22 protein-coding genes, 2 tRNA genes and 1 pseudogene are annotated in these 23,756 nt (G+C 60.5%); 15 read left to right on the forward strand and 10 right to left on the reverse strand.

Features of this window, described 5'->3' with window-relative positions; translation table 11 throughout:
- Positions 1–7: 7 nt before the first annotated feature.
- Together purN and purM are read right to left on the reverse strand one after the other, a co-directional pair.
- A complete protein-coding gene (gene purN / locus HKD27_RS02245; RefSeq protein ID WP_194688081.1) occupies positions 8–637 on the reverse strand; it encodes a phosphoribosylglycinamide formyltransferase in 630 nt (209 codons plus the stop codon).
- Positions 634–1,719 (reverse strand): phosphoribosylformylglycinamidine cyclo-ligase, encoded by a 1,086-nt coding sequence (gene purM / locus HKD27_RS02250; protein WP_194688354.1) that lies wholly within the window; start codon positions 1,717–1,719, stop codon positions 634–636. The genes purN and purM overlap by 4 nt, the downstream gene beginning before the upstream one ends.
- Positions 1,720–1,920: 201 nt before the next feature.
- Here purM and HKD27_RS02255 point away from each other — a divergent pair, with 201 nt between their 5' ends.
- The 7 genes from HKD27_RS02255 (at position 1,921) to HKD27_RS02285 (ending at position 10,087) form a co-directional block, all read left to right on the forward strand.
- Positions 1,921–2,583 carry a DnaA ATPase domain-containing protein gene (locus HKD27_RS02255; RefSeq protein WP_194688080.1) on the forward strand — a complete coding sequence of 221 codons (663 nt, stop codon included), beginning with the start codon at positions 1,921–1,923 and terminating at the stop codon, positions 2,581–2,583.
- 231 nt (positions 2,584–2,814) lie between these two features.
- The gene (locus tag HKD27_RS02260) at positions 2,815–4,974 is read left to right on the forward strand and encodes an RNA degradosome polyphosphate kinase (RefSeq protein WP_370544218.1); all 2,160 of its coding nucleotides are present in this window, start codon (positions 2,815–2,817) and stop codon (positions 4,972–4,974) included.
- Positions 4,975–4,979: 5 nt separating this feature from the next.
- Positions 4,980–6,458: a Ppx/GppA family phosphatase gene (locus HKD27_RS02265; protein ID WP_062495582.1), complete on the forward strand. Its 1,479-nt coding sequence runs from the start codon at positions 4,980–4,982 to the stop codon at positions 6,456–6,458.
- Entirely contained in the window at positions 6,455–7,219 is a 765-nt protein-coding gene (locus tag HKD27_RS02270; protein WP_194688078.1) for a CDP-diacylglycerol diphosphatase, read from the forward strand. The genes HKD27_RS02265 and HKD27_RS02270 overlap by 4 nt, the downstream gene beginning before the upstream one ends.
- Before the next feature lie 81 nt (positions 7,220–7,300).
- Positions 7,301–8,467: an MFS transporter gene (locus tag HKD27_RS02275; RefSeq protein ID WP_194688077.1), complete on the forward strand. Its 1,167-nt coding sequence runs from the start codon at positions 7,301–7,303 to the stop codon at positions 8,465–8,467.
- Positions 8,464–9,150 (forward strand): HAD family acid phosphatase, encoded by a 687-nt coding sequence (locus HKD27_RS02280; protein WP_194688076.1) that lies wholly within the window; start codon positions 8,464–8,466, stop codon positions 9,148–9,150. Before HKD27_RS02275 ends, HKD27_RS02280 begins: the two co-directional genes overlap by 4 nt.
- Before the next feature lie 31 nt (positions 9,151–9,181).
- Positions 9,182–10,087, forward strand: coding sequence for a hypothetical protein (locus HKD27_RS02285; protein ID WP_194688075.1), 906 nt, complete (start codon positions 9,182–9,184; stop codon positions 10,085–10,087).
- A gap of 52 nt (positions 10,088–10,139) precedes the next feature.
- Here the strand turns inward: HKD27_RS02285 and HKD27_RS02290 are convergent, their stop codons facing one another.
- A complete protein-coding gene (locus HKD27_RS02290) occupies positions 10,140–12,812 on the reverse strand; it encodes a DUF4175 domain-containing protein (protein ID WP_194688074.1) in 2,673 nt (890 codons plus the stop codon).
- Entirely contained in the window at positions 12,805–14,157 is a 1,353-nt protein-coding gene (gene lysA / locus HKD27_RS02295; protein ID WP_194688073.1) for a diaminopimelate decarboxylase, read from the reverse strand. Before lysA ends, HKD27_RS02290 begins: the two co-directional genes overlap by 8 nt.
- 68 nt (positions 14,158–14,225) lie before the next feature.
- On the opposite strand from lysA, the gene HKD27_RS02300 reads away from it, so the two are divergent.
- From HKD27_RS02300 to HKD27_RS02310, 3 genes are all read left to right on the forward strand, one after another.
- Positions 14,226–14,615: a cytidine deaminase gene (locus HKD27_RS02300; protein ID WP_041112167.1), complete on the forward strand. Its 390-nt coding sequence runs from the start codon at positions 14,226–14,228 to the stop codon at positions 14,613–14,615.
- Entirely contained in the window at positions 14,612–15,307 is a 696-nt protein-coding gene (locus HKD27_RS02305) for a serine protease (protein WP_194688072.1), read from the forward strand. The genes HKD27_RS02300 and HKD27_RS02305 overlap by 4 nt, the downstream gene beginning before the upstream one ends.
- Positions 15,308–15,458: 151 nt before the next feature.
- Positions 15,459–15,878, forward strand: coding sequence for a response regulator (locus HKD27_RS02310; RefSeq protein WP_228518235.1), 420 nt, complete (start codon positions 15,459–15,461; stop codon positions 15,876–15,878).
- Positions 15,879–15,911: 33 nt separating this feature from the next.
- Here HKD27_RS02310 and HKD27_RS02315 read toward each other — a convergent pair.
- The 3 genes from HKD27_RS02315 to HKD27_RS02325 all read right to left on the reverse strand — a co-directional run bounded on the left by HKD27_RS02315 (position 15,912) and on the right by HKD27_RS02325 (position 16,538).
- A tRNA-Arg gene (locus HKD27_RS02315) sits at positions 15,912–15,988 on the reverse strand.
- A 34-nt stretch (positions 15,989–16,022) separates the two neighbouring features.
- Positions 16,023–16,099: transfer RNA gene (locus tag HKD27_RS02320), tRNA-Arg, on the reverse strand.
- Between the two features lie 61 nt (positions 16,100–16,160).
- Positions 16,161–16,538, reverse strand: a complete 378-nt coding sequence (locus HKD27_RS02325; protein WP_041112170.1) for a hypothetical protein — start codon at positions 16,536–16,538, stop codon at positions 16,161–16,163.
- A gap of 96 nt (positions 16,539–16,634) precedes the next feature.
- Here HKD27_RS02325 and guaA point away from each other — a divergent pair, with 96 nt between their 5' ends.
- Together guaA and HKD27_RS02335 are read left to right on the forward strand one after the other, a co-directional pair.
- The gene (gene guaA / locus HKD27_RS02330; protein ID WP_041112857.1) at positions 16,635–18,236 is read left to right on the forward strand and encodes a glutamine-hydrolyzing GMP synthase; all 1,602 of its coding nucleotides are present in this window, start codon (positions 16,635–16,637) and stop codon (positions 18,234–18,236) included.
- A gap of 306 nt (positions 18,237–18,542) precedes the next feature.
- Positions 18,543–19,739, forward strand: a complete 1,197-nt coding sequence (locus tag HKD27_RS02335; protein WP_194688352.1) for a site-specific integrase — start codon at positions 18,543–18,545, stop codon at positions 19,737–19,739.
- An 8-nt stretch (positions 19,740–19,747) separates the two neighbouring features.
- Here the strand turns inward: HKD27_RS02335 and HKD27_RS02340 are convergent, their stop codons facing one another.
- A complete protein-coding gene (locus tag HKD27_RS02340; RefSeq protein ID WP_194688071.1) occupies positions 19,748–20,581 on the reverse strand; it encodes a helix-turn-helix domain-containing protein in 834 nt (277 codons plus the stop codon).
- 107 nt (positions 20,582–20,688) lie between these two features.
- Here HKD27_RS02340 and HKD27_RS02345 point away from each other — a divergent pair, with 107 nt between their 5' ends.
- Both HKD27_RS02345 and HKD27_RS02350 read left to right on the forward strand, forming a co-directional pair.
- A complete protein-coding gene (locus HKD27_RS02345; protein ID WP_194688070.1) occupies positions 20,689–20,913 on the forward strand; it encodes an AlpA family transcriptional regulator in 225 nt (74 codons plus the stop codon).
- A 168-nt stretch (positions 20,914–21,081) separates the two neighbouring features.
- Positions 21,082–22,035, forward strand: coding sequence for a replication initiator protein A (locus tag HKD27_RS02350; protein WP_228518263.1), 954 nt, complete (start codon positions 21,082–21,084; stop codon positions 22,033–22,035).
- Between the two features lie 296 nt (positions 22,036–22,331).
- On the opposite strand, the gene HKD27_RS02355 is transcribed toward HKD27_RS02350, so the two are convergent.
- Entirely contained in the window at positions 22,332–22,688 is a 357-nt protein-coding gene (locus tag HKD27_RS02355; RefSeq protein WP_194688068.1) for a TraK family protein, read from the reverse strand.
- Positions 22,689–22,953: 265 nt separating this feature from the next.
- Here HKD27_RS02355 and HKD27_RS02360 point away from each other — a divergent pair, with 265 nt between their 5' ends.
- Complete coding sequence (locus HKD27_RS02360; RefSeq protein WP_194688067.1) at positions 22,954–23,334, forward strand: plasmid mobilization protein; 381 nt, start codon at positions 22,954–22,956, stop codon at positions 23,332–23,334.
- Positions 23,335–23,658: 324 nt separating this feature from the next.
- Here HKD27_RS02360 and HKD27_RS02365 read toward each other — a convergent pair.
- A pseudogene (locus HKD27_RS02365) lies at positions 23,659–23,756 on the reverse strand (IS5/IS1182 family transposase); the annotation flags it as partial.

A 23,756-nucleotide genomic window follows, 5' to 3' on the forward strand; every position in this document is an offset into this window, starting at 1 on the left:
GGCGTGCTCAGCCGACGGTGCGGCAGATCATTTCCAGCACGTCCGGATAAAGCAGGTGTTCCTGTTCCAGAACGCGGGCGGCGAGGGTTTCGGGTGTGTCGTTTTCCAGAACGGGAACGCTGGCCTGTCCGAGGATGGGGCCTTCGTCCACGCCGGATGTGACGAGATGGACCGTGCAGCCATGCTCTTTCACACCGGCCTTGATGGCGGCTTCGTGGGTGTGCAGGCCGGGGAAGGCGGGGAGGAGGCTCGGGTGGATGTTGAGCATCCGGTCTTCCCATGCCTTGACCAGCCAGGGCGTCAGCACGCGCATGTAGCCGGCGAGGACGACCAGCATGGCGCCGGACGCCTGAAGGGCAGCGTCGATTTCGCGCTCGTGGGCCTCGCGGTCCTTGCCGAAAGGTTTGTGGTCGATGACGAGGGTTTTCAGGCCCGCTTCTTCGGCGACTTCAAGGCCCGGAGCATCCGGGCGGTTGCTGAGGACCAGTACGATTTCGGCGGGGTAGTCCGGACGGGCGCAGGCCTCGATCAGGGCGCGCATGTTGCTGCCGCGGCCGCTGATCAGGACTGCTACGGGGACTTTCTCGGTCTTTTTGGGCGCGGCCTTGGCTCTGGCTTTCGAGTGCGAATTCTTCATGCGAAGGAGACCGGTGCGGTCAGGGTGTAGGCGTCGTCAGAGCGGACGATCTGGCCCATGAGGAAGCCGGTTTCGCCGCGCGTATCCAGTTCTGCCATGACCTTCTCGGGCTCAGAGGTGACGAGCACCATGCCGATGCCGCAGTTGAAGACGCGGAGCATTTCGTCGGCAGCGACGTTGCCGGTTTCGGCCAGCCAGCGGAACACGGGTGGGACGATCCATGCGGAACCGTCGATGCGGACGCCAAGACCTTCAGGCAGGACGCGGGGCAGGTTGCCGGGCAGGCCGCCGCCGGTGATGTGGGCGCAGCCGTGGAGCAGGCCCTTCGCGTGCAGGTCCAGAACCGTGCGGACATAGAGTTTCGTGGGCGTCAGCAGGGCTTCGGCGAGAGTGTGCCCTTCGGCGAAGGGGGCCGGATCGTTCCAGCCGAGGCCGGAGCGGCGCACGACCTCGCGGACCAGCGAGAAGCCGTTGGAATGGACGCCGGACGAGGGAAGGCCGATCAGCGTGTCACCTTCGGCGATGTTGGCCGGCAGCAGGCTGTTGCGTTCGGCCGCGCCCACGCTGAAACCTGCGAGATCGTAATGGCCGGGGGCGTACATGCCGGGCATTTCGGCCGTTTCACCGCCGACGAGGGCACAGCCGGACTCGGCGCAGCCCTTGGCGATGCCTTTCACGACCGTGGCAGCCGCTTCGACGGAGAGCTTTCCGGTGGCGAGATAGTCCAGGAAGAACAGCGGGGTGGCACCCTGCACGACGAGGTCGTTGACGCACATGGCGACGAGGTCGATCCCGACGTCGTCATGCTTGCCGGCTTCGATGGCGACCATCAGCTTGGTGCCGACGCCGTCGGTGCAGCTGACGAGGACGGGATCGGTGAAGCCTGCGGCCTTGAGATCGAAAAGGGCGCCGAAGCCGCCGAGGCCGCCCATGGTGCCGGGACGGTTCGTGGCCTTGGCTGCGGGCTTGATCGCGTCGACCAGAGCATCTCCTGCGGCGATGTCCACGCCGGCCTGTGCGTAGCTTGCGCCGCCGGTCGTGCTGTGGCTCGTGCCGGGGGAGGTGTCAGGCTGATCGGTCATGGTCGAAGGTTCCCGCTGGTTGACGTGACGCCGTTCTAGAGCATCCTGAGCGCTGGCGGAACGCCTGTTTGAAGGCGTAACGGCATGAAAAAGGGACCTGGGATGACGAAACGGGATGCGGGCAGGGCCACGGACGGGGATGCGGTGCCGGAATCCGGGGCTGTCGGCCGGGAGCATCATCGTGGACGCTCGGCGGTTCAGATGGCGTTTCCGCTGCGTCGCGTGACGGCCATGACGTCCGAGCGTTTCATCAACGGGCCGTCCAATGCGGCCGCGCGGGCCTGGCTGGCGCGGAACCAGTGGCCGGACGAGCGGCTCTGGCTCTGGGGGCCTTCGGGGACGGGGAAGACGCATCTTCTGACGGCCTGGGCGCATGAACATGATGCCACGGTGCTGGATGCGCGGCTGTTTTCCACCTCTTCGGCAGGCGGGCGGATCCGGGTTCAGGGGAATCTGGCAATCGACAATGCCGATTCGCCGGGAGATGAGGCGACCATGCTGCATCTGCTGAACGATGCGTTCTCCCAGGGTGACCGGGTTCTGATGGCGGGGCGGCTTCCACCCTCGCGCAGTCATTTCATGTTGCCCGATCTGGCGAGCCGCCTGCGGGCGACGGCGACTACGGCGACGGGCGAGCCCGAGGACGATCTGCGGGCAACGCTGCTGCTGTCTCTATTGGCGGACCGGCAGCTTGTGGTGTCGCAGACGGTGACGGAATGGTTGTGGCGGCATCTGCCCCGGACGGGCAATGCGCTGGTCTCGGCGGTGGAGCGGCTGGACGAGGCGGCTCTGGCGCGCAAGCAGCCGATTACGCGGGCACTGGCGTTGGAAATGCTGCCGGATCTTCTGACGCCCGAGGGGTAGGCGTCATGGGCGTGACACAAAAACTCCGTTTGACATGCCTATCCCGCGGCATGACCTTTTATGCGATCCGTATTTCTGTGTGTTCCGGAAGACCCCATCGTGACGACTGAAGATTCCCGGCCTGCTCCGCGCCGCCGCTCCCCCCGAAAGCCCCGCAATGCCGTGACCCCGGCGCAGAACCGCGGGCGCCGTCGGCAGGCAGCCGCGGCACGGGCCGAAGACTACGCGCAGATGCCGACATCGCCGGAGCGGTTCCTGAACCGGGAGCTGTCCTGGCTCGACTTCAACCAGCGCGTCATTGATGAGGCGGAAAACCCGCGCAATCCGCTTCTGGAACGGGTGCGGTTTCTGTCCATCAGTTCCAGCAATCTCGACGAGTTTTATTCCGTGCGCGTGGCGGGGCTTGTGGGGCAGGTGCGCGAGGGCATGGTCGTCCGCAGTCCGGACGGGCTGACGCCGGTCCAGCAGCTTGCGCAGGTGCGGCAGAAGGCGCGGCATCTCCTGGCCGAGCAGCAGCGCGTCTGGCATATGCTGGAAGGGGAGCTGAAGGAGGCGGGGATCGTCATCCTGCCGACCGACTCTCTGGACGAGACGGATCTGGCGCAGCTCTCCACACTGTTTGACGAGCGCGTCTTCCCGGTTCTGACGCCGATGGCGGTTGATCCGTCCCATCCGCTGCCGTTCATTCCCAATATGGGGCTGGCGCTGCTCATGCGGCTCAAGGACCCGGCATCCTCCATGCATGTCATGGATGGACTGATCCTGCTGCCAGCGCAGGTGCCCCGTTTCCTGCGGCTGCCGGCGCGTCTGAAGGAAGGGCAGGAGACGCCGGACCAGATCCGGTTTGTGCTGCTCGAAGACCTGATCACGCTGTTTGCCGGACGTCTGTTCCCCGGTCTGGCAATCGGGGCGGCCGGTGTGCTGCGCGTGATCCGCGATACGGATGTGGAGTTCGAGGACGAGGCCGAGGATCTGGTGCGGTCTTACGAAACTGCACTGAAGCAGCGTCGTCGCGGCGTGTGCATCCATCTTGCTCTGGACCGCAAGCTGCCTGAGGCGCTGGGCCGTGAGATGGGTGAGGAGCTTGGCGTCGGCGAAGAGGACGTGGTTGTCCTGCCGTGTTTCGTGGGTGTCACGGATCTCAAGCAGCTGATTGTTGATGACCGCCCGGATCTGGTGTTCCCGCCTTATACGCCGCGCTTTCCCGAGCGCGTTCTGGATTATGACGGTGACTGCTTTGCGGCGATCCGGGCGAAGGACATGCTCGTCCATCATCCGTTCGAGAGCTTCGACGTCGTGGTGCAGTTCCTGCGTCAGGCTGCGCTGGACCCGAACGTGCTGGCGATCAAGCAGACGCTGTACCGGACGTCCCGCGACAGTCCGATCGTGCATGCGCTGATCGAGGCGGCCGAGGCTGGCAAGTCGGTCACGGCGATGGTCGAGCTTCGAGCGCGGTTTGACGAGGAGGCCAATATCCGCCTGTCGCGTGCGCTGGAGGCGGCGGGCGTGCAGGTCGTGTTCGGGTTTGCGCATCTCAAGACGCATGCCAAGCTGAGCCTTGTCGTCCGTCGCGAGAATGGGCTGCTCCGGTCTTACGCGCATTTCGGGACGGGCAATTACCATCCGATCACGGCGCGGATCTATACAGACCTGTCGTTTTTCACCTGTGACCCGAAGCTGGCGTCGGATTCCGCTCGGCTGTTTAATTACATGACGGGCTACGCCATTCCGGCGAAAATGGATGCGCTGGCGTTTTCGCCCATCACCATCCGCTCCACTCTGGAGCAGCTGATCCAGGACGAGATTGATCACGCGAAAGCAGGGCGGCCGGGCCGGATCTGGCTGAAGATGAACAGCCTCGTGGACGCGGAACTGATTGACCGACTGTACAGGGCGTCTCAGGCCGGGGTGAAGATCATCGGGATTATCCGGGGAATCTGCTGTCTGCGTCCTGGTGTGCCGGGACTTTCGGATAATATCGAAATCAAGTCGATTGTCGGGCGTTTTCTGGAACATGCGCGGGTTTTTGCCTTCGGAAACGGGCATCGGATGCCGTCTCACAAGGCAAAAGTTTTCATTTCTTCCGCAGACTGGATGGTGCGGAACATGGACTGGAGGGTAGAAGCCATGGTGCCCATCACGAACCCGACGGTCCATGCGCAGATTCTTGGCCAGATCATGACGATGAACATCAAGGACAACCTTCAGAGCTGGACGCTCACGAGGGACGGCTACTGGCATCGGGTTTCGCCGGGCGCACATCCGTTCTCCGCCCACGAATACTTCATGAACAATCCGTCCCTGTCCGGCCGAGGATCGGCTGCGCGGGAGAAGGTCCTTCCGGAGGCGCATCGCCCCCGTGAGCGGCCCGACAGGATTCTGGAAGACTGATCTGCATGTCCTCATCTTCACAGCGTTCCGCCATTGTCGATCTCGGTTCAAACTCGGTCCGGCTGGTTGTTTTTGAAGGGGTGACGCGCAACCCCCTTCCGATCTTCAACGAGAAGGTCACGCTCAAGCTGGGGCGTGGTCTGGATGCAACGGGCCGTCTCAATGACGAGGGTGTGGCGCTGGCGATGGACGTGCTGGGGCGGTTCCACACCGTCGCCCGCGCCATGGGCGCCGAGCCTTTCGAGGTTCTCGCCACGGCGGCTGTCCGCGACGCGTCCAACGGTCCGGATTTCGTGGATGCGATCCGCGCCCGGATGCCAGGTGTGCCGATCCGGGTTCTGGAAGGAACCGAGGAAGCCGATTATGCGGCGCGCGGCGTGCTGTGCGGGCTGCCCGAAGCGAACGGTCTGGTTGCGGATATCGGCGGCGGATCGCTGGAGCTGATCCATGTGGCTGAGGGTCAGTATTTCGAGGCTGTGACGACCAAGCTGGGCGTGATCCGGCTGCATGACCGCGCCAAGGGCAGCATCGAGCGCGCGGCTGAAATCGCGAACGAACTTCTGGCAGCCGTGAACTGGCTTCCGGGCATGACGGGGCGGCCGCTTTATCTGGTGGGTGGGGCGTTCCGGGCTCTGGCGCGACTGCAGATCGCGCGGACGCAGTATCCGCTGAACCTCGTGCATCTGTTCACTCTTTCGGAAGGGGAAGCGCGGGAGATGGCGGACTGGGTCATTGCCTCACCCCGCCGTACTCTGGAAAAGTTGCCCGGCGCGCCCCGCAAGCGTCTGGCGGATGCGCCGTTTGCTGCGGTTGTATTGCGCTGCCTGATGGAGCGCGTCCGTCCGTCCAAGGTCGTGTTCAGTGTCGATGGGCTGCGCGAGGGCTGGTACATGCGCCATGTCGCGTCTTCGGTCGCTGGCCTCGATCCGATGACGGATCTGGCGGCGGAGATGGCCAATCGTCTGGCGCGCAGTGCCGCGCTGGCCGAACCTCTGGTGAGCTGGACGGCGCCGCTGTTCCGCGACGAGACCCGGACCCAGAGGCGCCTGCGCGAACTGGCCTGCATGCTGTCGGACATCGGGTCCTACGATCATCCCGAATACCGCGCGGAGCAGACCTACCGGCGTGTGATGCATGGTCATGGCGTGGGCTTTGACCACAGCGCACGGGCCTTCATCGGGCTGACGCTGGCGGTGCGTTACGAAGTCTCGATGGACTCTCCCCTGATCGAACCTTCCCGGCAGCTTCTGTCGCGTTCGGAAATCGAGCGTGCGGTGCGGCTGGGTCTGGCGCTCCGGCTGGCGTATACACTCTGTGCAGGGACGAAGGTCCTGCTCGATGAGTGCAGGCTCCTCGTGGAAGACGGAACGCTCGTGCTGGTTCTGGGCGCGCGCAGCGTCCGGGCGGCAGGCAGTGCGGTTCGCCGTCGTTTCGAGAGGCTGGCGGCTGCGATGCAGCTTGAATGTCAGGTAAGGGAAGAATGAATTTGCGGAATTACGGGACGGCGGCCAGGGTTGGTTTTCTGGCGGCAGCGGTTGTGTTCGGGCTGTCAGGGTGTGGCAAGTCCCATGACCGGGGTGCGCTGTGGAAAGTCGTGCATGGACGGTGCGCGCCGGATGCTGCGCACAAGCCCTGCACGGTCTATGACGAAAAAGACGGCTATGCCCTGCTTAAGGACAAGACCGGGCGTGGGCAGTATCTCGTGATCCCGACGCAGAAGGTTCCGGGCGTGGAAGATCCCGTCCTGCTGAAGCCAGAGACACCGAACTATTTCGCCGAAGCCTGGGCGGAGCGCGGGCATGTGGCGCAGTCCTACGGGTTCGAAATCCCGGACGCCCATCTGTCGATGGCCATCAATTCGCGTCCGGGCCGCACGCAGGACCAGTTGCATATCCATCTGGACTGCCTGACGGCCTATGCCCGGGCCGAGCTCGACAAGAACATGATCACCGAGACCTGGTCGCTCGTGTCGCTGTACGGTCATCCGTACCGGGCGCGGATCGTACCGTCGCTGGATCCGTCGCCGTTCCGCGTGATTGCGGCCGATGACATGTCCATCCACACGCTTGTCATCACGCCGGCCAAGCATGGCGGGTTCATTCTGCTCGATGACATGGCGCATGTCTTCGATCATGGATCGGGCGAGGAGCTTCAGGATCATGAATGTCATCTTGATGATCCGCACCACAAAACCATGATCATGGATGGCATGGACATGGGCGAGCATCCCAACGGCATGATGTAAAACAACTTTTGGTTGTTCCGGCATTCCGGGTATGGCAGGGTTCGATCAATCTCGAACAATCTGCAGTCCCGGAGACCGGTCTTGAAACTGGCAGCGAAATCGCCACCAAACTGGCCCCTGCTGTCGCTCGCCGTTGGCGCCTTTGCCATCGGCACGACAGAATTTACCCCGATGGGCCTTCTGCCCGTCATCGCCCATGGTCTTCAGGTCAGCGTACCCAAGGCCGGTGGCCTGGTGACGGCCTATGCGATGGGCGTGATGATCGGCGCGCCCGTCATTACGCTGCTGATGGCGCGGTTCCGGCGCAAGCTGGCCCTGATCCTGCTGATGGGGCTGTATGTCGCGGGGAACCTGCTCTCCGCCGTTTCCAACAGCTATGAACTGCTGTTTGCGGCGCGTGTCCTGACCAGTCTGGCGCATGGGGCGTTTTTCGGGCTCGGTGCGGTCGAGGCGTCGCTGTCGGTGGCGCCTTCCCGGCGGGCGAGTGCGGTGGCGTCCATGTTCATGGGGCTGACGATCGCCAACATCATTGGTGTTCCGGCGGCAACCTGGCTGGGGCTGAATTTCGGCTGGCACAGTGCCTTTGGCATAACGGCGACGCTGGGGCTCGTGACCATGCTGGCGGTACAGCTTGCGTTGCCGGCCCGTGAGGTTGGTCCGGCGCCGGAAGTCGGGCGGGAGCTGCGGGTGCTCGTGAAGGGCAATGTGCTTCTGGCGCTGCTGACGACCGCGATCGGGGCAGGGGCGATGTTCGTCCTCTATACCTATATTGCGCCGATCCTTGAGCACATCACCCATGCGAGCCCGACGGTCATTACCGTGGCGCTCATGCTGACGGGGGTCGGTTTCTCCATCGGCAATGCCGTGGGTGGACGGAGTGCGGACCGTTCGCTGGACGGAAGCCTGCTGGTCTTTTTCCCCATTCTTGGCGCCATCATGCTGATTTTCCCATGGATGGCGCAGACCGTGCCGGGCGCGCTGTTTGCGTCGCTTCTGTGGGGGGCCTCCACGTTTTCGCTGATGCCCGCGCTTCAGATGCGGGTGATGCAGGCCGCGCATGATGCGCCGGCTCTGGCGTCGTCCATGAATATCGGGGCGTTCAATCTCGGAAACGCCATTGGCGCGGCGCTGGGAGGGATCGCGCTGTCCATGGGGTTGGGTTACAGCGGTGTTTCCGTTATCGGAACGGCTCTGGCCCTCGTCGGGGTCGGTCTTGTTCTTCTGTCACGAAAGGTGGCTCCTCCATGATCCGTTCTCTCCTGCTCGCCACCAGCCTGTTCGTCGGTGGCGCCATGTCGCCTCTGGCTGCCATGGCCGCACAGCCCGCGAATGTGGGCGATGCCATTCTGGCCGCCAGCGCCTATCACGACAGTGGCGACTATCAGCATGATTTCGATGTCGTTGTGGCACAGGCCCGTCAGTGGATTGACGAGACTGCGCCGAAGACGCGTCGCCCGGCTATCGTGCTCGATATCGACGAGACGACGCTGTCCAACTGGGACGAGATCCGGGCCAATGATTTCGGATATATCGCGGCTGGTCCGTGCGATGCGTTGCCCAAAGGGCCGTGCGGCGCGGATGCCTGGGAGAAGAGCGGGCGGGCTCCCGCTTTTGCGTCCACGCGGGCGCTGATCGAGGATGCGCAGGCCCATCATGTCGCGGTATTTTTCGTGACGGGGCGGCATGAGGACGAGCGCGAGGCCACGGAGCGGAACCTGCATCTGGCGGGAATCCGGCACTGGGACGGGCTGTATCTGCGGCCGATGACGTCTCATGGTTATGCAGCGCTGTACAAGACGCCGACGCGCGAGCGGATTGAGCGCAAGGGCTATATGATCATTGCAAGCCTCGGGGACCAGCCGTCCGATCTGAGCGGGGGCTATGCGAAAAAGGGTTTTCTTCTGCCCAATCCGTTCTATCGTATTCCGTAACGTTATGTAATTTTCAGAAACGGAATCCGGTATGCGCGCGCGCTCAGCTCTTGCTCTTCTTCTTGTCGGGATCTGGGGCGGGGCGGCGTCTGCCGGTTCCACGCCTGCCGGGAAGGCCCGGGTTCTGTGGTCCGGGCCTGAAGGGCATGTAGAGGCGCGGGCCTGCCAGGTTCAGAGCGCAGAGCCGCAGTCGTTCTGTCTCGTCTGGATGGGCAAGGGCGCCCCGGTTTCTGAAAATATTGACGGACTACCCGGATCTGTCGCGACGCTCTGGCAGCGGACGGGACCGAAACCAGGGGACGCGCCGGACCTCCTGTTTTACGCTGGCGCAGGCGGGGCAGAACGGTGCGGCGACTATGTCGCGCTGCGTTTTGCGCAACTGCCGCATTTCCAGAAAATTGGCGACTGCCGCCAGCCTGAATACCCGCCACAGGCTCCGCCTGCGACCGGGCCGTTCGGTTTCGGGCTGTCGATCCCTGTGCTGAGGCCATTCGGCGCATCCGATTCCGACAGCGTGTCGACACCGGTTCCCGTGATCTGGCGCAATGGAACATTCGCGCTGGATGCGGAGCGGTTGAAGCAGAATGCCCTGTCCTTTGTCTCCCTGGAGTTCGAGGGAGCATCCATCGGAAATGAAACCGGGGCATTCATGTGGGAAACCCGGCAGAAGCGTCCGGGGCAGGGCCTGCCTACGACCACGCAGATCATGCTCGATCTGATCTTCAGGGGTCATGCCGATCAGGCGCTGATGCTGATTCATAACAGCACCAATTCACACTTTGATTCATCGCTCTACTGGAGTGATTTGTGTGCAATTTTGGTCGCCGATCCCAACTGGAAGATGCTGATGCACGGCGTGTTGCCCGGGGCAGCTCAGATTGAGGAGGCAGCCCGGACGGGGCAGTGGGGTCGTGAAAGAACTGCTTATGTCCATTAAGGACTGGATCTGAAAAAGCCCGGTGCCATGACGGCGCCGGGCTTTTTTTGTGTCAGAACGATTTGAGGAGCCGTTCCAGATAGTCCAGTTCGCTTTGCGGGCGGGTGCGGTCCGAGGCGCGGCGGCGGAGTTCGCGCTCGATGTCGCGGGCACGGTCCCGGGCGCTTTTGTCCGGGATATGGGCGTCGGAATCCTTGCCCTTGTCGCCTTCGCCCAGTTTGCGGCCCAGCGGATCCTGATCCTTCTGGTCGTCGTCATCCCCGTCTTCGTCGCCGGCCTGGGGCTGGTCGCCGTCATCGCCCTGCTGGCCTTTCGCGCCCTGCTGGGGTTTGCCGGAACCCCCTGCGCCGCCGGACGGGATGAAGCTCAGGCTGCCGCCCTGTCCCTTGCCCGATCCGCCGGATTTCTGGTTCTGGCGCATCTGCTTTCCGGCTTCGGACAGATCGGCGAGGACTTTCTGCTCGGCGGTCTGGGCCTCGGCATCCTTGCGGTCCGCGAGGGCTTCGCGCGCGGTCTGCATGTCCGTCTTTGCTTTTTCGAAGGCTGTGGCGGGTTTGCCGGTCAGGTCTTTGACGCGGTGGCTCAGGATGTCGTTCACGCGCTGTAGCGCGCGTTGCAGGGCATGGTCCGCGCGGCGTCCGTCGGACTGCGCGGCGACCGTGGCGGGATCGACCGGAGTGGGCGGTTTGGCGTCGGCAGGCTGCTCCATGCCCGGCGGGGGCTGCATGCCGAGCTGACGGAGCAGGTCGGCCGTGGACATCTGGCTGACATCCGGGCGGCTGCCGTCATCGGGCGGAGCCGCGGCCTTTTGAGCTGCCGAGAGGCGGGACTGCGTGTGGTCGAGCAGGGTGGTCTCGCGGTGGACGAGATCATGTAGGGCCGCGCGCTGGGCACGGGCTTCGGCCTGCGCCTTCATCTGCTCGGCAAGCGCCTTGAGATCCTCGGGGCTGGCCTGACGCATGCGCTCGGCCATGTCTTCCATCTGCTGGAGGCGCTTGAGGGCTTCGTCGCCATGGCCCTGATTGGCCTCGGACTGGAGGCGGCGCATTTCATCGGAGAACGGATCGGCCGAGCTGGTGCCGGACTGCGGCATGACGATGCCGCTCTGGGCCGCGCGCGAGAACAGGAGCTGCATCCGGCGGTTCAGAGCATCCTTGAGAGCCTGTGTCCGACGCTGGAGTTCTTCCTGTTCGGGGAGCGTGTGGCCCTTCTCGCCAAGGTCCCGCATGTGATCGAGCTGCTGCTGCACGCCCTGCTGGGCGGCACGGACTTCGGCGGCGGCATCAGCGATGTCGGGGCCGTCGCGGCGCAGATCGTCCAGATAAAGCGCCAGTGCCCAGAGTTCGCCGGGCACACGGTCCGCCGAGCCATCAGGGGCGTCTTTCTGGAGCGAGGCGATCTCAAGGCCGAGGGTTGCGAGAATGGCGCGTTCGTCGGTCGTCTGCGTCAGAAGGTTCAGTTCGGCTGCAGCCTGCGAGGCGCGCTGCTGGCCGAGCATGAGGCGGCGGCGCAGGGCGACGAGGGCGCGGGCCAGCGGATCATTGAACTTGCGGGCGGCGATCTGGAATTTGACGATATCGCTGCGGCTTTCGCGGCCTGACGCGCTTTTGGCATGCAGGCGGCCTTCGACTTCCATTCCGGCAAACGGATCGGAGGAAAGGTCTGGCGTGGCGACGCCTTTCGCATCCTTGGGCTGTCCGTCGAGCGGGATGGGAACGCGCAGGACGCGGCCCCGGGTCAGGCCGGGCAGGTTGATCTCGGCTTCAAGCGAGGCGACGCCATAGGTCTGGTGGACGTGCCAGGGCAGGCCGGTGCGCCAGTCGTCTTTCTGCGGGCCGGGTTTGCCGTCCCAGGTGACGGTGGGCGGCAGGTCGGGTTCGACTTTCACGCGCCATGAGCCAAGGGTGCGGCCACGGACGACGATACTGATGGTGCCGGACTGCTGGAGCGTGCCGTGGCTGTTCCAGCTTTCGGCATCGAGCCTGTTCTGTTCAGGCGTAGCGATCCCGTGCAGGGCGGGTTTTCCATGCGCGCCGGTGATGGTGGCGTTCAGGATGGCACCCTGTGGAACATCAAGCGTGTTGTGGCCCGTGGCGGAAAGGAAAATCGGCGCGCCGGGTGCGTAGGACGGGCGGTCGATCCAGGCCTGAAGGGTCGGGAGCGGAATGCTGTCGTCATCCACGCCGGGGAGCAGCCCTGCGTGAAGACGTGAGGGCGTATGCGTACCGCCGAGAACTGCCGCGACCACGATGGCCAGCGGGACAGCAATGAGCGCGAGCCGTTCGTGCAGGCTGGTTTCGGGATGGGGAAGGCCAACGCGGAGCGTGCCAAGTGAAGCCGTGACGCGCTCCACATGGCGGGACCAGATGGCGGATTGCTCGCCATTCCCCGCGAAAGCCGGTCGGTCGGTCAGGCTGAGGAGAGGCTGGTAGGCGAGTTTGGAATCATGCTCGATCCGGCGGTCGGCCACAGGGATGCTGACGGGAGGCACGCGGCGCAGGCCGGTGATGGTCAGCCACAGGGCCGTGCCGAGAACGCCGGCTTCCAGCAGGGTATGCAGCCAGTCCGGCAGGGATTGGGGGACCCGTGCAAGGCAGGCCAGAACGTAGAACGCGATCAGCAGCAGGGGCCAGCGCAGGGGTTCCCAGGCGCGTTCCCACCACAGGACACGCTGGGCTTTCCGGCGCAGGGTTTTGAGGTGGAGGGCCGGGTTTGGCTCAGCCATGGTCGTCCTTAGCTGTCAGCCATTCCGGAACAGTTTCGGCAGCGATCAGTTCCGCAACGCTCTGGCGCTGGCGGATGATCTCCCATTTTCCGTTGTCGATCAGGACCTGCGCCGCGAATGGGCGGGAATTATAGTTGGAACTCATGACCGAGCCGTAAGCGCCGGTATCGAGCAGGGCGATCAGGTCGCCGCGCTTTGTGTCCGCAGGCAGGGCGCGGTCGCGGGCGAAAATGTCACTGCTTTCGCAGACCGGGCCGACGATGTCCCAGAGTTTGGTGGGGCTTGTCAGGCCGCTCGGGGCAACGGGCATGATGCCGTGCCACGATTCATAAAGGGACGGGCGGGCGAGATCGTTCATGGCGGCGTCGAGCACGACGAAATCGGGATTGCCAGCCTTGGTTTCGATAACCCGGGTCAACAGAAGGCCGGTCGGGGCGGAGAGCCAGCGGCCGGGTTCGATGCTGAGACGGACGTCAAGATCGCCCAGCGTTTCGGCAATGACACCGGCGAGCATGTCGGGCGAAGGGGCGATTTCGTCCCGGTAGCGGATGCCCAGGCCCCCGCCGCAGTCCACGGCTTCGACGGTGTGGCCGGCCGCGCGGATTTCGCGGACCATTTCGGCCAGTCGGGCATAACCTTCGCGGAAAGGGCCTGCCGTGAGCATCTGGCTGCCGAGATGGACGGCCAGACCGACGAGGCGGACGTTTTTCAGACTGGCAGCTTCACCATACAGGGCGACGGCGCGGCGGTGCTCGATGCCGAACTTGTCTCCGGCGCGGCCGGTGGAAATCTTGTCGTGCGTGTCAGCGTCCACGTCCGGATTGACGCGCAGGGCGGCGCGGGCAACGCGGCCACAGGCGCGGGCGATGTCGTCCAGACGGTAAAGTTCCTCGACGCTTTCGACATTGATTTGTGCGATGTCATGCTCGACGGCGGCCCGCAGTTCCGCATCGGACTTGCCGACGCCGGAGAACACGATGGCCGAGGGTGAAATCCCGGCATGAAGGGCGCGCTGCATCTCGCCGCCGCTGACGATGTCCACGCCGTAGCCGCACTGGCGCAGGATGGTCAGCGTCGCCTGATGGTCCTGCGATTTCATGGCGAAATGCATGTTCACCGGCAGGTTCCGCGCTTCGAACGCGGCGCACAGGGCTTTTGCGCGGCGTCGAAGCGTTTCGGCACCCGTGATCCAGCACGGTGTGCCGACGGCGGCTGCAATGACGTGCAGGGGCACGCCTTCAAACAGCAGGCCGTCCCGTGCGTCCATCTTCAGGGAAGGGCGGGTTTCCAGCATGTCGTGGAAGGACGGATCGGTGGCGGGATCGGAAGGAAGCAGTGCACTCATGATGGTGATACCGTATCTCTCTTGGAAGCATGTTCCAAGCTGAACCCGCAGGGGATAATATCGTCGGCATGATACAGGAACTGATCCGAGAGGCCCTTGAGGCCCGTTCGCGTGCCTATGCACCCTATTCGCGCTTTCAGGTTGGGGCGGCGCTGCGGTGTGAGGGCGTTGTCCATTCCGGCTGTAATGTCGAGAACGCGGCCTATCCGCTTGGAACCTGTGCCGAGGCCGGGGCGATTGCCGCCATGGTGCGGGGCGGCGGGCGCCGGATCGAGGAAATCGTGATCGTGGGTGGAGATGCTCCGTGCACGCCATGCGGGGGATGCCGGCAGAAATTGCGGGAATTCGGACTGCCGGAGCTGCCGGTTCACATGATCGACCCGCAGGGGAAGCTGCTGCTGACCCGGACGTTGGCCGAGTTGCTGCCTGATGCGTTCGGTCCGGATCATCTGGGATGAAACGCGCCGCCGCGTTGCTGATTGTCTGTCTGTCAGGCGGAGGGGCAATCGCCGCTCCGGCCTTGGCGTTGCCGGGACTCGGTGCAGACAGTCATCGCAGCGTCGTGGATGTGAATACGGCGCCCTGGCGGATCCTGGGGCGGGTCCAGACGTCTCTTGGTGGGCGCTGTACGGGATTTGCCGTAGCGCCGACCGTGATGCTGACGGCCGCGCATTGTCTGTGGCTGCCCGCGACCCGGCATTATATCCAGCCTGCGGATGTTCATGTCCTGATGGGCTATGCGATGGGGCATTACCGCCTTCATGCGCAGGTGACACGATTTGTTATTGCCCCCGGATACGATCCTGCGAACGAAGGCGGGACCGCATCCGAGGATCGGGCCACGCTGGTTCTGGACCGGCCGGTGGTCCTGTCAGGGGATCTGGTTCCTTATGGTTCGGCGCAGATGGGCGCTGCGGCGATGCTGGTCGGATATCCGCAGGACCGGCCTGAGGTTCCGTATGGCGATATTTCCTGTCAGATCAACGGGTTGGCACTGAACGGACTGATCCATCATGACTGCTCGGCGACGCGGGGGGACAGTGGCGGTCCACTGTTTGTGCGCCAGCCTGACGGGCAGTGGGGAATTGTCGGGATCGATGTGCTGGCGACGTCGGGGCGTGGCGGGTTTGCCGCGCCGCTGCCGCACTGAGTTTTTCGGGTTCCCATGCATCAGGCGCACGTCAGAAAAAATTCACACATGCAAACATGAGCCCTGTCGTGACGTTGCAGAGGGCAGGACGCCCGATTGGGTGTTACAGGTTTTTCAATCCCGGAAGGTGATTGCCATGTATGTCATGTCCATGAAGGAGACATCCTCGCGAGCGGCTCCGAAAGGAGGATTTCGTGGGGACTCCAAAAGGGTCAACAGAAAGCATGTTCTCGTTGTCGAGGATCAGGCGCTTCTGCGCTTTCTCGCGGCGGATATGCTGGAAGAGGCGGGCTATGAGGCCTCTCTCGCGGCTGATGCCGACGAGGCGCTTCAGGTGCTGGCCCGGAATCCGGATATTGGCACCATCTTTTCAGACGTGAACATGCCTGGCGACATGGACGGTGTGGCGCTTGCCCGCCTGATCCGTAAGCATCGCCCGGAAATTGGACTGGTTCTGACCTCAGGGACGCGGATTCAGGATCTGGGGCAACTGCCGGGTGGCACGATGTTCCTGTCCAAACCGTATGAATGGGACGAGGTCTACCGCTGCCTGGAGCAGGTGAGGCACTGAAGCGCCACTAAATTTTAAGGGGAAAAGGCAATGTGGTGCACCCGAAAGGACTTGAACCTCTAACCCCCAGATTCGTAGTCTGGTGCTCTATCCAGTTGAGCTACGGGTGCGGACACATTGTATAGGTCTTCATCAGGAGAAGACTGGTGCACCCGAAAGGACTTGAACCTCTAACCCCCAGATTCGTAGTCTGGTGCTCTATCCAGTTGAGCTACGGGTGCGCTGTGAGGCGGGGTTTTACAGAGGCTTAACTGACCTGACAACCCCGCTTTCGAAAAAATTTCAGTTTCGCGTCATGGTGATATGAGCCCGGCACGAAGGCGAGCCGAAAATGCCGCCAATGGCCTGTCCGACCGGGTACCCGTTGAACACGACCGCCGTGTTGTGATGGTCCATATCCGTCATGGCGAGTTCGGCATGATAATGCTGGCTTCCAGGCGTGTAGGTGCCGTGCAGGACCTGTGCGCCGTCAGCCGGCGTAAAGAGGATCTCCTTGCCGCGGATCCGCAGGGTCGAGGGATGCTCGGTCGGGCAGGTGCCCTGATCCGTGACGAGAGCACCGACCCAGGAGCCGGTCGGATCCTTGCCGGGGTCGGGAGTGCCGGCGCAGGCGGCGAGCAGGGCCGTGGCGGAGAGGGCGAAAAGTGCTGGCAGGCGCATGTTGTTCCTGTTCCGTGTTGCAGAATGGATGACGCAGACGACACAACACCTTATAGGAGAGCCTCAAAAGGCACCATGAAACCGGAACGCGAGGCCATGACATTGACCCAGCAGGACGCCAGCACCGTCGAAAAGCTCGACGAAACCCTTCACGAAGACCGTATCCTCATACTGGATTTCGGCAGCCAGGTGACGCAGCTTATTGCGCGTCGCGTCCGCGAGAGCGGCGTCTACTGCGAGATCTGGCCGTATACCGCGACCGAGGAAAAGATCCGCGCTTTCAATCCGCGCGGCATCATCCTGTCCGGCAGCCCGGCCAGTGTGCATGACGAGAATGCACCGCCGATTCCGGATGTGGTCTTCGCGCTGAACCGCCCCGTGCTGGGGATCTGCTATGGCCAGCAGGCGATGTGCCAGAAGCTGGGTGGCAAGGTCGAGCACCACGAACACCGCGAATTCGGTCGCGCTTATATTGATATTGCCGAGGACTGCTCGCTGTTCCGTGGCGTCTGGGCGCGCGGCAAGCGTGAGCAGGTCTGGATGAGCCATGGCGACCGCGTCACGCAGCTTCCGCCTGGTTTCCGCGCCGTTGCCCATTCCGAAGGGGCACCGTTCGCGATCATCGCGGATGAGGGACGTCGTCTGTATGGCGTGCAGTTCCATCCGGAAGTCGTGCATACGCCGCATGGCGCTGCGCTGATCCGCAACTTCACGCATAATGTTGCGGGTTGCAGCGGAACCTGGACGATGGCGGGTTTCCGCGAGCTGGAAATCGCGCGCATCCGCAAGCAGGTCGGCTCTGGCCGGGTGATCTGTGGTCTGTCGGGTGGTGTGGACAGCTCCGTTGCGGCCAAGCTGATCCATGATGCGATCGGCGATCAGCTGACCTGCATTTTCGTGGATCCGGGCATCATGCGTACCGGTGAGGCTGACGAAGTCGTCAAGACGTTCCGTGGCCGCTTCAATATTCGTCTCGTGCATCGTGACGCCTCCGAGCTGTTCCTGAAGGAACTGGCTGGCGTGACCGATCCGGAAACGAAGCGCAAGACGATCGGCCGTCTGTTCATCGAGGTCTTCGAGGAAGAGGCTGCGAAGCTGGGTGGCGCGCAATTCCTGGCTCAGGGCACGCTGTATCCGGACGTGATCGAGAGCGTGAGCTTCTCGGGTGGTCCGTCCGTGACCATCAAGTCCCATCACAATGTCGGCGGTCTGCCGGACCGCATGAACATGGAACTGGTCGAGCCGCTGCGTGAGCTGTTCAAGGACGAGGTCCGCATGCTTGGCCGTGAGCTGGGTATTCCGGAGAGCATCGTCGGGCGGCATCCGTTCCCGGGGCCGGGACTGGCGATCCGTATTCCGGGGGATGTCACCAAGGAAAAGCTGGATCTGCTGCGCAAGGTGGACGCGATCTATCTTGAGGAAATCCGCCGCGCCGGTCTGTATGATGCGATCTGGCAGGCTTTTGCGGTTCTGTTGCCAGTGCGGACGGTCGGCGTCATGGGCGATGGCCGGACCTACGATCAGGCCTGTGCCCTGCGTGCCGTGACCAGCACGGATGGCATGACGGCGGAAGTCTATCCGTTCGACTTCGCATTCCTGAACCGGGTGGCCGGGCGTATCGTCAACGAGGTTCGTGGCATTAACCGCGTGACTTATGACATCACGTCCAAGCCGCCGGGCACGATTGAGTGGGAATGATCCCGTGTCTGGCATAGGGTGGCATCACCCGGTATGAAAGTGCCTTAAAGCCCGCAGAAATGCGGGCTTTTTTGTTTTTTGGTCCGGCATTGTCTGGCATCGAACGGTATCGCCAAGCAGTTATTTTCTATGGCATAGTGCGTGGCACTGACTGAAGCTGATGCCATGATTTTTGTTGATACCATGTCGGACATTCTATGAGCGTCATGGTATCTATATTCAATAACCATATGAATAATAAGGATTTTATCCGGTTATTTTGATGGTTTTTGATCATGGTATCGCTGTTTGGAGTGCCATGAGCCGATTCTGACCGATACCAAACTGCGCAACCTCAAGCCGACGGATAAGCTTTACAAGGTGAATGACCGCGATGGGTTGTACGTCGCGGTGACGCCTGCGGGCAGCATCTCGTTCCGATATAACTATGCGATTCACGGCAGGCAGGAGACTCTCACCTTCGGGCGGTATGGCGTTGGGGGGATCACCCTCGCCGAAGCTCGTGAGCAGTTGGGAGAGGCTAAAAAGCTGGTCGCTGCCGGAAAGTCTCCAGCCAAGGAGAAGGCGCGCGACAAGGCACGGATCAAGGGTGTGGAGACGTTCGGCGCGTGGGCCGAGAAATGGCTGCGCGGATACCAGATGGCAGACTCCACCCGCGATATGCGCAAGTCCGTTTACGAACGTGAACTAAAGCCAAAATTTGCCAGCCAGAAGCTTGTTGAGATTACCCACGAGGACTTGAGGGCATTGACCGATGCCATCGTCGAGCGTGGTGCTCCAGCGACCGCCGTGCATGCCCGAGAGGTGATGTTCCAAGTCTATCGGTGGGCCATTGAAAGAGGGCAGAAGGTCGAAAACCCCGCCGAATTGGTCCGGCCTGCCTCGATTGCGAAATTCGAGCCAAGGGACCGGGCGCTAACGCCGGAAGAGATTGGGCTGATGTACCAGTACGTGGAGCGCATCGGGACAACCCCTTCGATCAGGGCCGCCGCCAAATTGCTGCTGCTAACGATGGTCCGAAAGAGCGAGCTGACCAACGCCACTTGGAGCGAGGTTAATTTCAGTCAGGCGCTATGGACCATCCCTAAGGAGCGGATGAAGCGGCGCAATCCCCATTTGGTGTTTTTGTCCCGACAGGCGCTCGATATATTCATTGGCTTGAAAACCTTCGCGGGCGGCTCCGAATACATTTTGCCATCGCGGTATGACACCGATCAGCCGATGAGCAGTGCGACGCTGAACCAAGTCCTGACGCTGACTTACAGGCTTGCGCAGAAAGAGGGGAAGTCGCTTGCGAAGTTCGGGCCGCATGATTTGCGCAGGACGGCAAGCACTCTGCTGCACGAGGCAGGTTACAATACTGACTGGATCGAAAAGTGCCTTGCCCATGAACAGAAAGGCGTAAGAGCAGTTTATAACAAAGCGGAATACCGCGAGCAGAGAACAGAAATGTTACAGGATTGGGCTGACATGATTGATGAATGGACACTCAGGCAGCGGTGACATTGGCGTTATTCGGTTGATTTCTTGGCGCGTCGTCTGATAGCTGCTGAAACTGCCTGACGAGATACGCCAAGGTGACGCGCTATTTCAGCCTGATTCATAGTCCCTTGAGTTAGAAAATCGCCGATCATGCTGGTGGGCGATTTAAGGGCCTGAAGTTGGCGGCGAGCTTCTCTCCTGACGTAAGCATGACTTTCAATATCCCATGTTGGGTGAGAACCGGCGTTAATAACTTGGCTCCAGATTTTCTCAATGAAATCATGATACTTTAATATGAAGCGTCTATCTCGCTGGTAAGCGCGACGGGCATCATCGCTCCGTCTTGGATTATGTGTTTCGCAATAGAGCTTGCTGGGTTTTGCATCTCCGTCCGTCTGCCCCGGTAGTCTGGTGGTCCAAACGGGCTCACCATGCCGAGCCCATTCTGCAAATAGCATTTTCCTTTCAATTTGTTCTCGAAAGCCATCTACAGATCGATCTCCCTGCATTTCAGGAATATCGCAGTAGTGCATCAACATGCGGGCAGCCTCATAGGGGCCAAATTTGCCTTCGCATGCCTGCTCATAACGCAAGACTAATGCATCAGCTCTTTCCTGAGCTGCAGCATATATAGTCTCTCTCCGCGATACAACTTTGGCATTTCTTCTTTGGAGGCGTTTAACGACCTTTGGTGCCTCTAAAATTGCTGAATATTCAGTAGGTTTTTCGCAGAGTTCGCAGAAGCACCATGCATAACTGTCACTGAGCTTGGCTTTGATGCGACCTGAGGAAGTTTCAGACTGTGAAACCATACGTTCAAGATACGGATCAAAAGCGTCCTGCATCTTCATGCTCTTTTTCATCGTCCCACTATATCCTGAATGACAACTAGATTCTAACTATTTTTCAGGTTCCTGCGGGCACTAGCCGGTATCGTCAAGCATCTGCACGATATCAAAGGAAAGTGACCATGGGGGGAAAAGTAAAAAGCAAAACGCTTATCGACCGGAAAAAGCTTCATGCAATGATACCGTTGGCCGAGCGCACTATTTTCAACATGGAGCAGAGAGGAGATTTTCCTCGCCGTATTGCTCTTACCAGTCGAAACGTCGCTTGGGACTTGGCTGAAATTGAGGAGTGGATCGAAGCACGCAAGGTGTCTGGTGTCGTAGCCTCTCGTCCCGGGCCGGTATGACAATCCAAATTGTTGCGATTGATGCAGGTGAGCACTGAGTCCCCTGATCTCGTGGATAAAAAACCGACAGCCAATTGCGTCACCCATGAAGATCAGTCTCAACGACGAGGGGCATATCGACATACTGGACAACGGGGCCAGGGCAATCGTTCTCGCGAAACGGCATCATTGATTTCCACTGATGGTAGTCGGTCTTCAGAAGGGGCTGATGCGCAATTCGATTTTTTGGTGCCATCCTTGGTCGACGTTGGCACCAGAGATAGCCGTAGCCTGATGGACGTGGCTTTGTTTCGCGTATCTAAAGGCAAGAAGCGGGCAGGCGGGATGATCCATTATAATTTACCGAATGGCTACGTGGAGGTCAAAGCTGGCCCTGACGGAATGGCGTCGGTCTGGGATTATGATATTGTTTTAATGCTTGTTTCCCACCTGACGGAAGCAATGAATCGCTATCGAGACGGCAAGGGAAAGAAGCCGGGGCGTGTGTTTCGGCCTCGGATCGGCGACATTCTTAGGTTTTGTCGCAAGAGCAATGGTTCGCGGCAGTTTGCTGAGGTTGAGGCGGCGCTCGACCGTCTTCAGGGAACGATCATAAAGAGTGTGCGAGAAACGTCGCGTTTCGATGGGCGTGTGTTACGCACAGTTGAATCTGAAGGGCTAATCAGTTCGTATGCCGTTATATCGCGAACTGACACCGGGAGAGTAGCCAGTGTCGAGATTGAAGTTCCGAAATGGATTTACAAGGAAGTTACTGACGGTAAGAGGCCGGACGTCCTGACAGTCGATCCTGCCTATTTTCTGATTTCCACGGGTATTGGACGGTTTGTGTACCGATTGGCACGTCAAGCTGCCGGTAAAGGGGAGGCAAGATGGAGCTTCCAGACGATTTACGAACGCAGTGGTAGCGCCAGTTCGTTAAAAGAAGTCAGCCGTATCCTCCGTAAGATTATCGCGGCCAATGACCTGCCTGATTACATCTTGCGAGAAGAGGTGGGGCAGAGGGGGCCTCAACTGATAATGCGCCATCGAAAAGCAGCTTTCGATGAACTTCTGGCTGGTGCCAATGGGGTTGTCGACGGGACGGTTTTTGGTGGGGCGATAAGCGATCAGGCCTGTGGATAGGCCGTCTATTACACACGGATCACCGTCTATCGCACACCGTGTGCCGTCTATTACACACCAGATGCCGTCTATCACACACCGAACAAACTTATAAGAAGTTGATATAATTGAATAAAAATGAGTTTTTCGCGTCTAAAACTATATAAAACTCTTAAAACCCCCTTTGGTGTGGATAACTCGCCAAGCAGTAAGTGCCTGAAGGTTCCAAAATGGGATGAGGGTTTCTGTGCGGATGCGACATTGGCCTCCCGAACGTCCATAAGGCATCTCGTACGTGCACCGAAGCAAAGAAACGCTCAATCTTTCGGCGCAGGGCTGAGCCAGCGTTTGATTTTATCGGGATCTGGATCCGGATCAAATTGGACGGGACGAGCTGTGAAGGAATGACGTTTGGGAGAGGGTTGTTCTTTAACTGTCGAGCAAGGAGTTGTGGCGAGGGTAGGTATTGGCTGAACATTGGTTGAACGCGCCATAGAGGGCTGCATAATGAACTTCTGGATATGCCGAGTGAACTGGCTGTAGCTCATTAGTAAAGTGTCATGATGCTTTTGGAAGATATCCGTTCTGTTGTAGCCTTGTTCTAACTCTTTGGTGATGACGTCCTTCAGGGCGATAAATCTGACCCGCGCCATACCTTTTTTGCTTGGCGTCATTGAAACGTCTCTTCCTTTCCAAAAGAATGCCTCTCTTCCGTCGATGTGTTTAAACGCATCGGCCTGAGGCTGTTATGAAGCGAAAATAAGCTAATACAGGCAATTAAATGCAATTATATGCGAATATAAGCAATAACCTATTGCTCCGTTATTTTTGCATATAATTGCACAAAATTGCATAACCACTGAAAGCAAGATAGGTTGCCGTGCACACGGCAACGTGCTTATTCGCCTTCGGCTTAACGCGGAATAGAGGGATGGCCTCATGGCCGAAACCGAAAAGAGACGCCAAAAGAATGTTGGCCCGCGATCTGGGCAGCGTATTCCGGTCAAGGTGACAGTGGAGGAAAAGGAGCGGATTGAGCTTACCGCCAGGAAGGTGCGGCTTCCTGCTTCAACCCTGCTTCGGAAGCTGGTCCTTGGCTATGAGCCCCCGAGCATGATTGACCTTGATACCCTCTCGACCCTGACCCGATTGCGGGGTGACTTCGGGCGGCTGGGTGGTCTTTTGAAATTGTGGCTTGTGGACGCGCCCGGCCAAGCTGTTCCAGAGAGCGAAGTGAGGGCCGCGCTCGATACGATTTTGGCTAAGCAAGGCGAGCTTTCCAACCTTATTGTAGCCATTGAGAAAGCGACTGGTAACTGATGGCTCGTTTGGAATGGAGTCATGAGAACAATGCAAGAGTGTCCGGAAAACGGTGGTTTTCCTGACACGCTAAAAAATGGAATCCGAGGCCATCGGAGCCTCAATTGTCGAGTTAACATTCTCGTCGAGTTTTCAACGTCCAGGTTGTGTCAATGAAACAGCGAACCGGCTATGTACAGGCCTCCACAGAGGACCAGTATCGGGACTTGTAGCGCGATACGTTTCAGCAGCCCGAGTGTTAATCATCTATCTAAAAGCGGCGAGCGGGAAGAACGCATCGCGGCTTGAGTTTATCTTTATGGGATGAACACCTACGGCGTGTCGTCAGTTAAGCAGGATGATGATTGAGGCGAACTGAACCGCCGCGAGGAAGGTGGATTTCAGTTTGTCGTAGCGGGTTGCAATAGCGCGGAACTGCTTCA

The organism is Gluconobacter sp. R75690, assembly GCF_015244525.1.
GTDB lineage: Bacteria > Pseudomonadota > Alphaproteobacteria > Acetobacterales > Acetobacteraceae > Gluconobacter > Gluconobacter potus.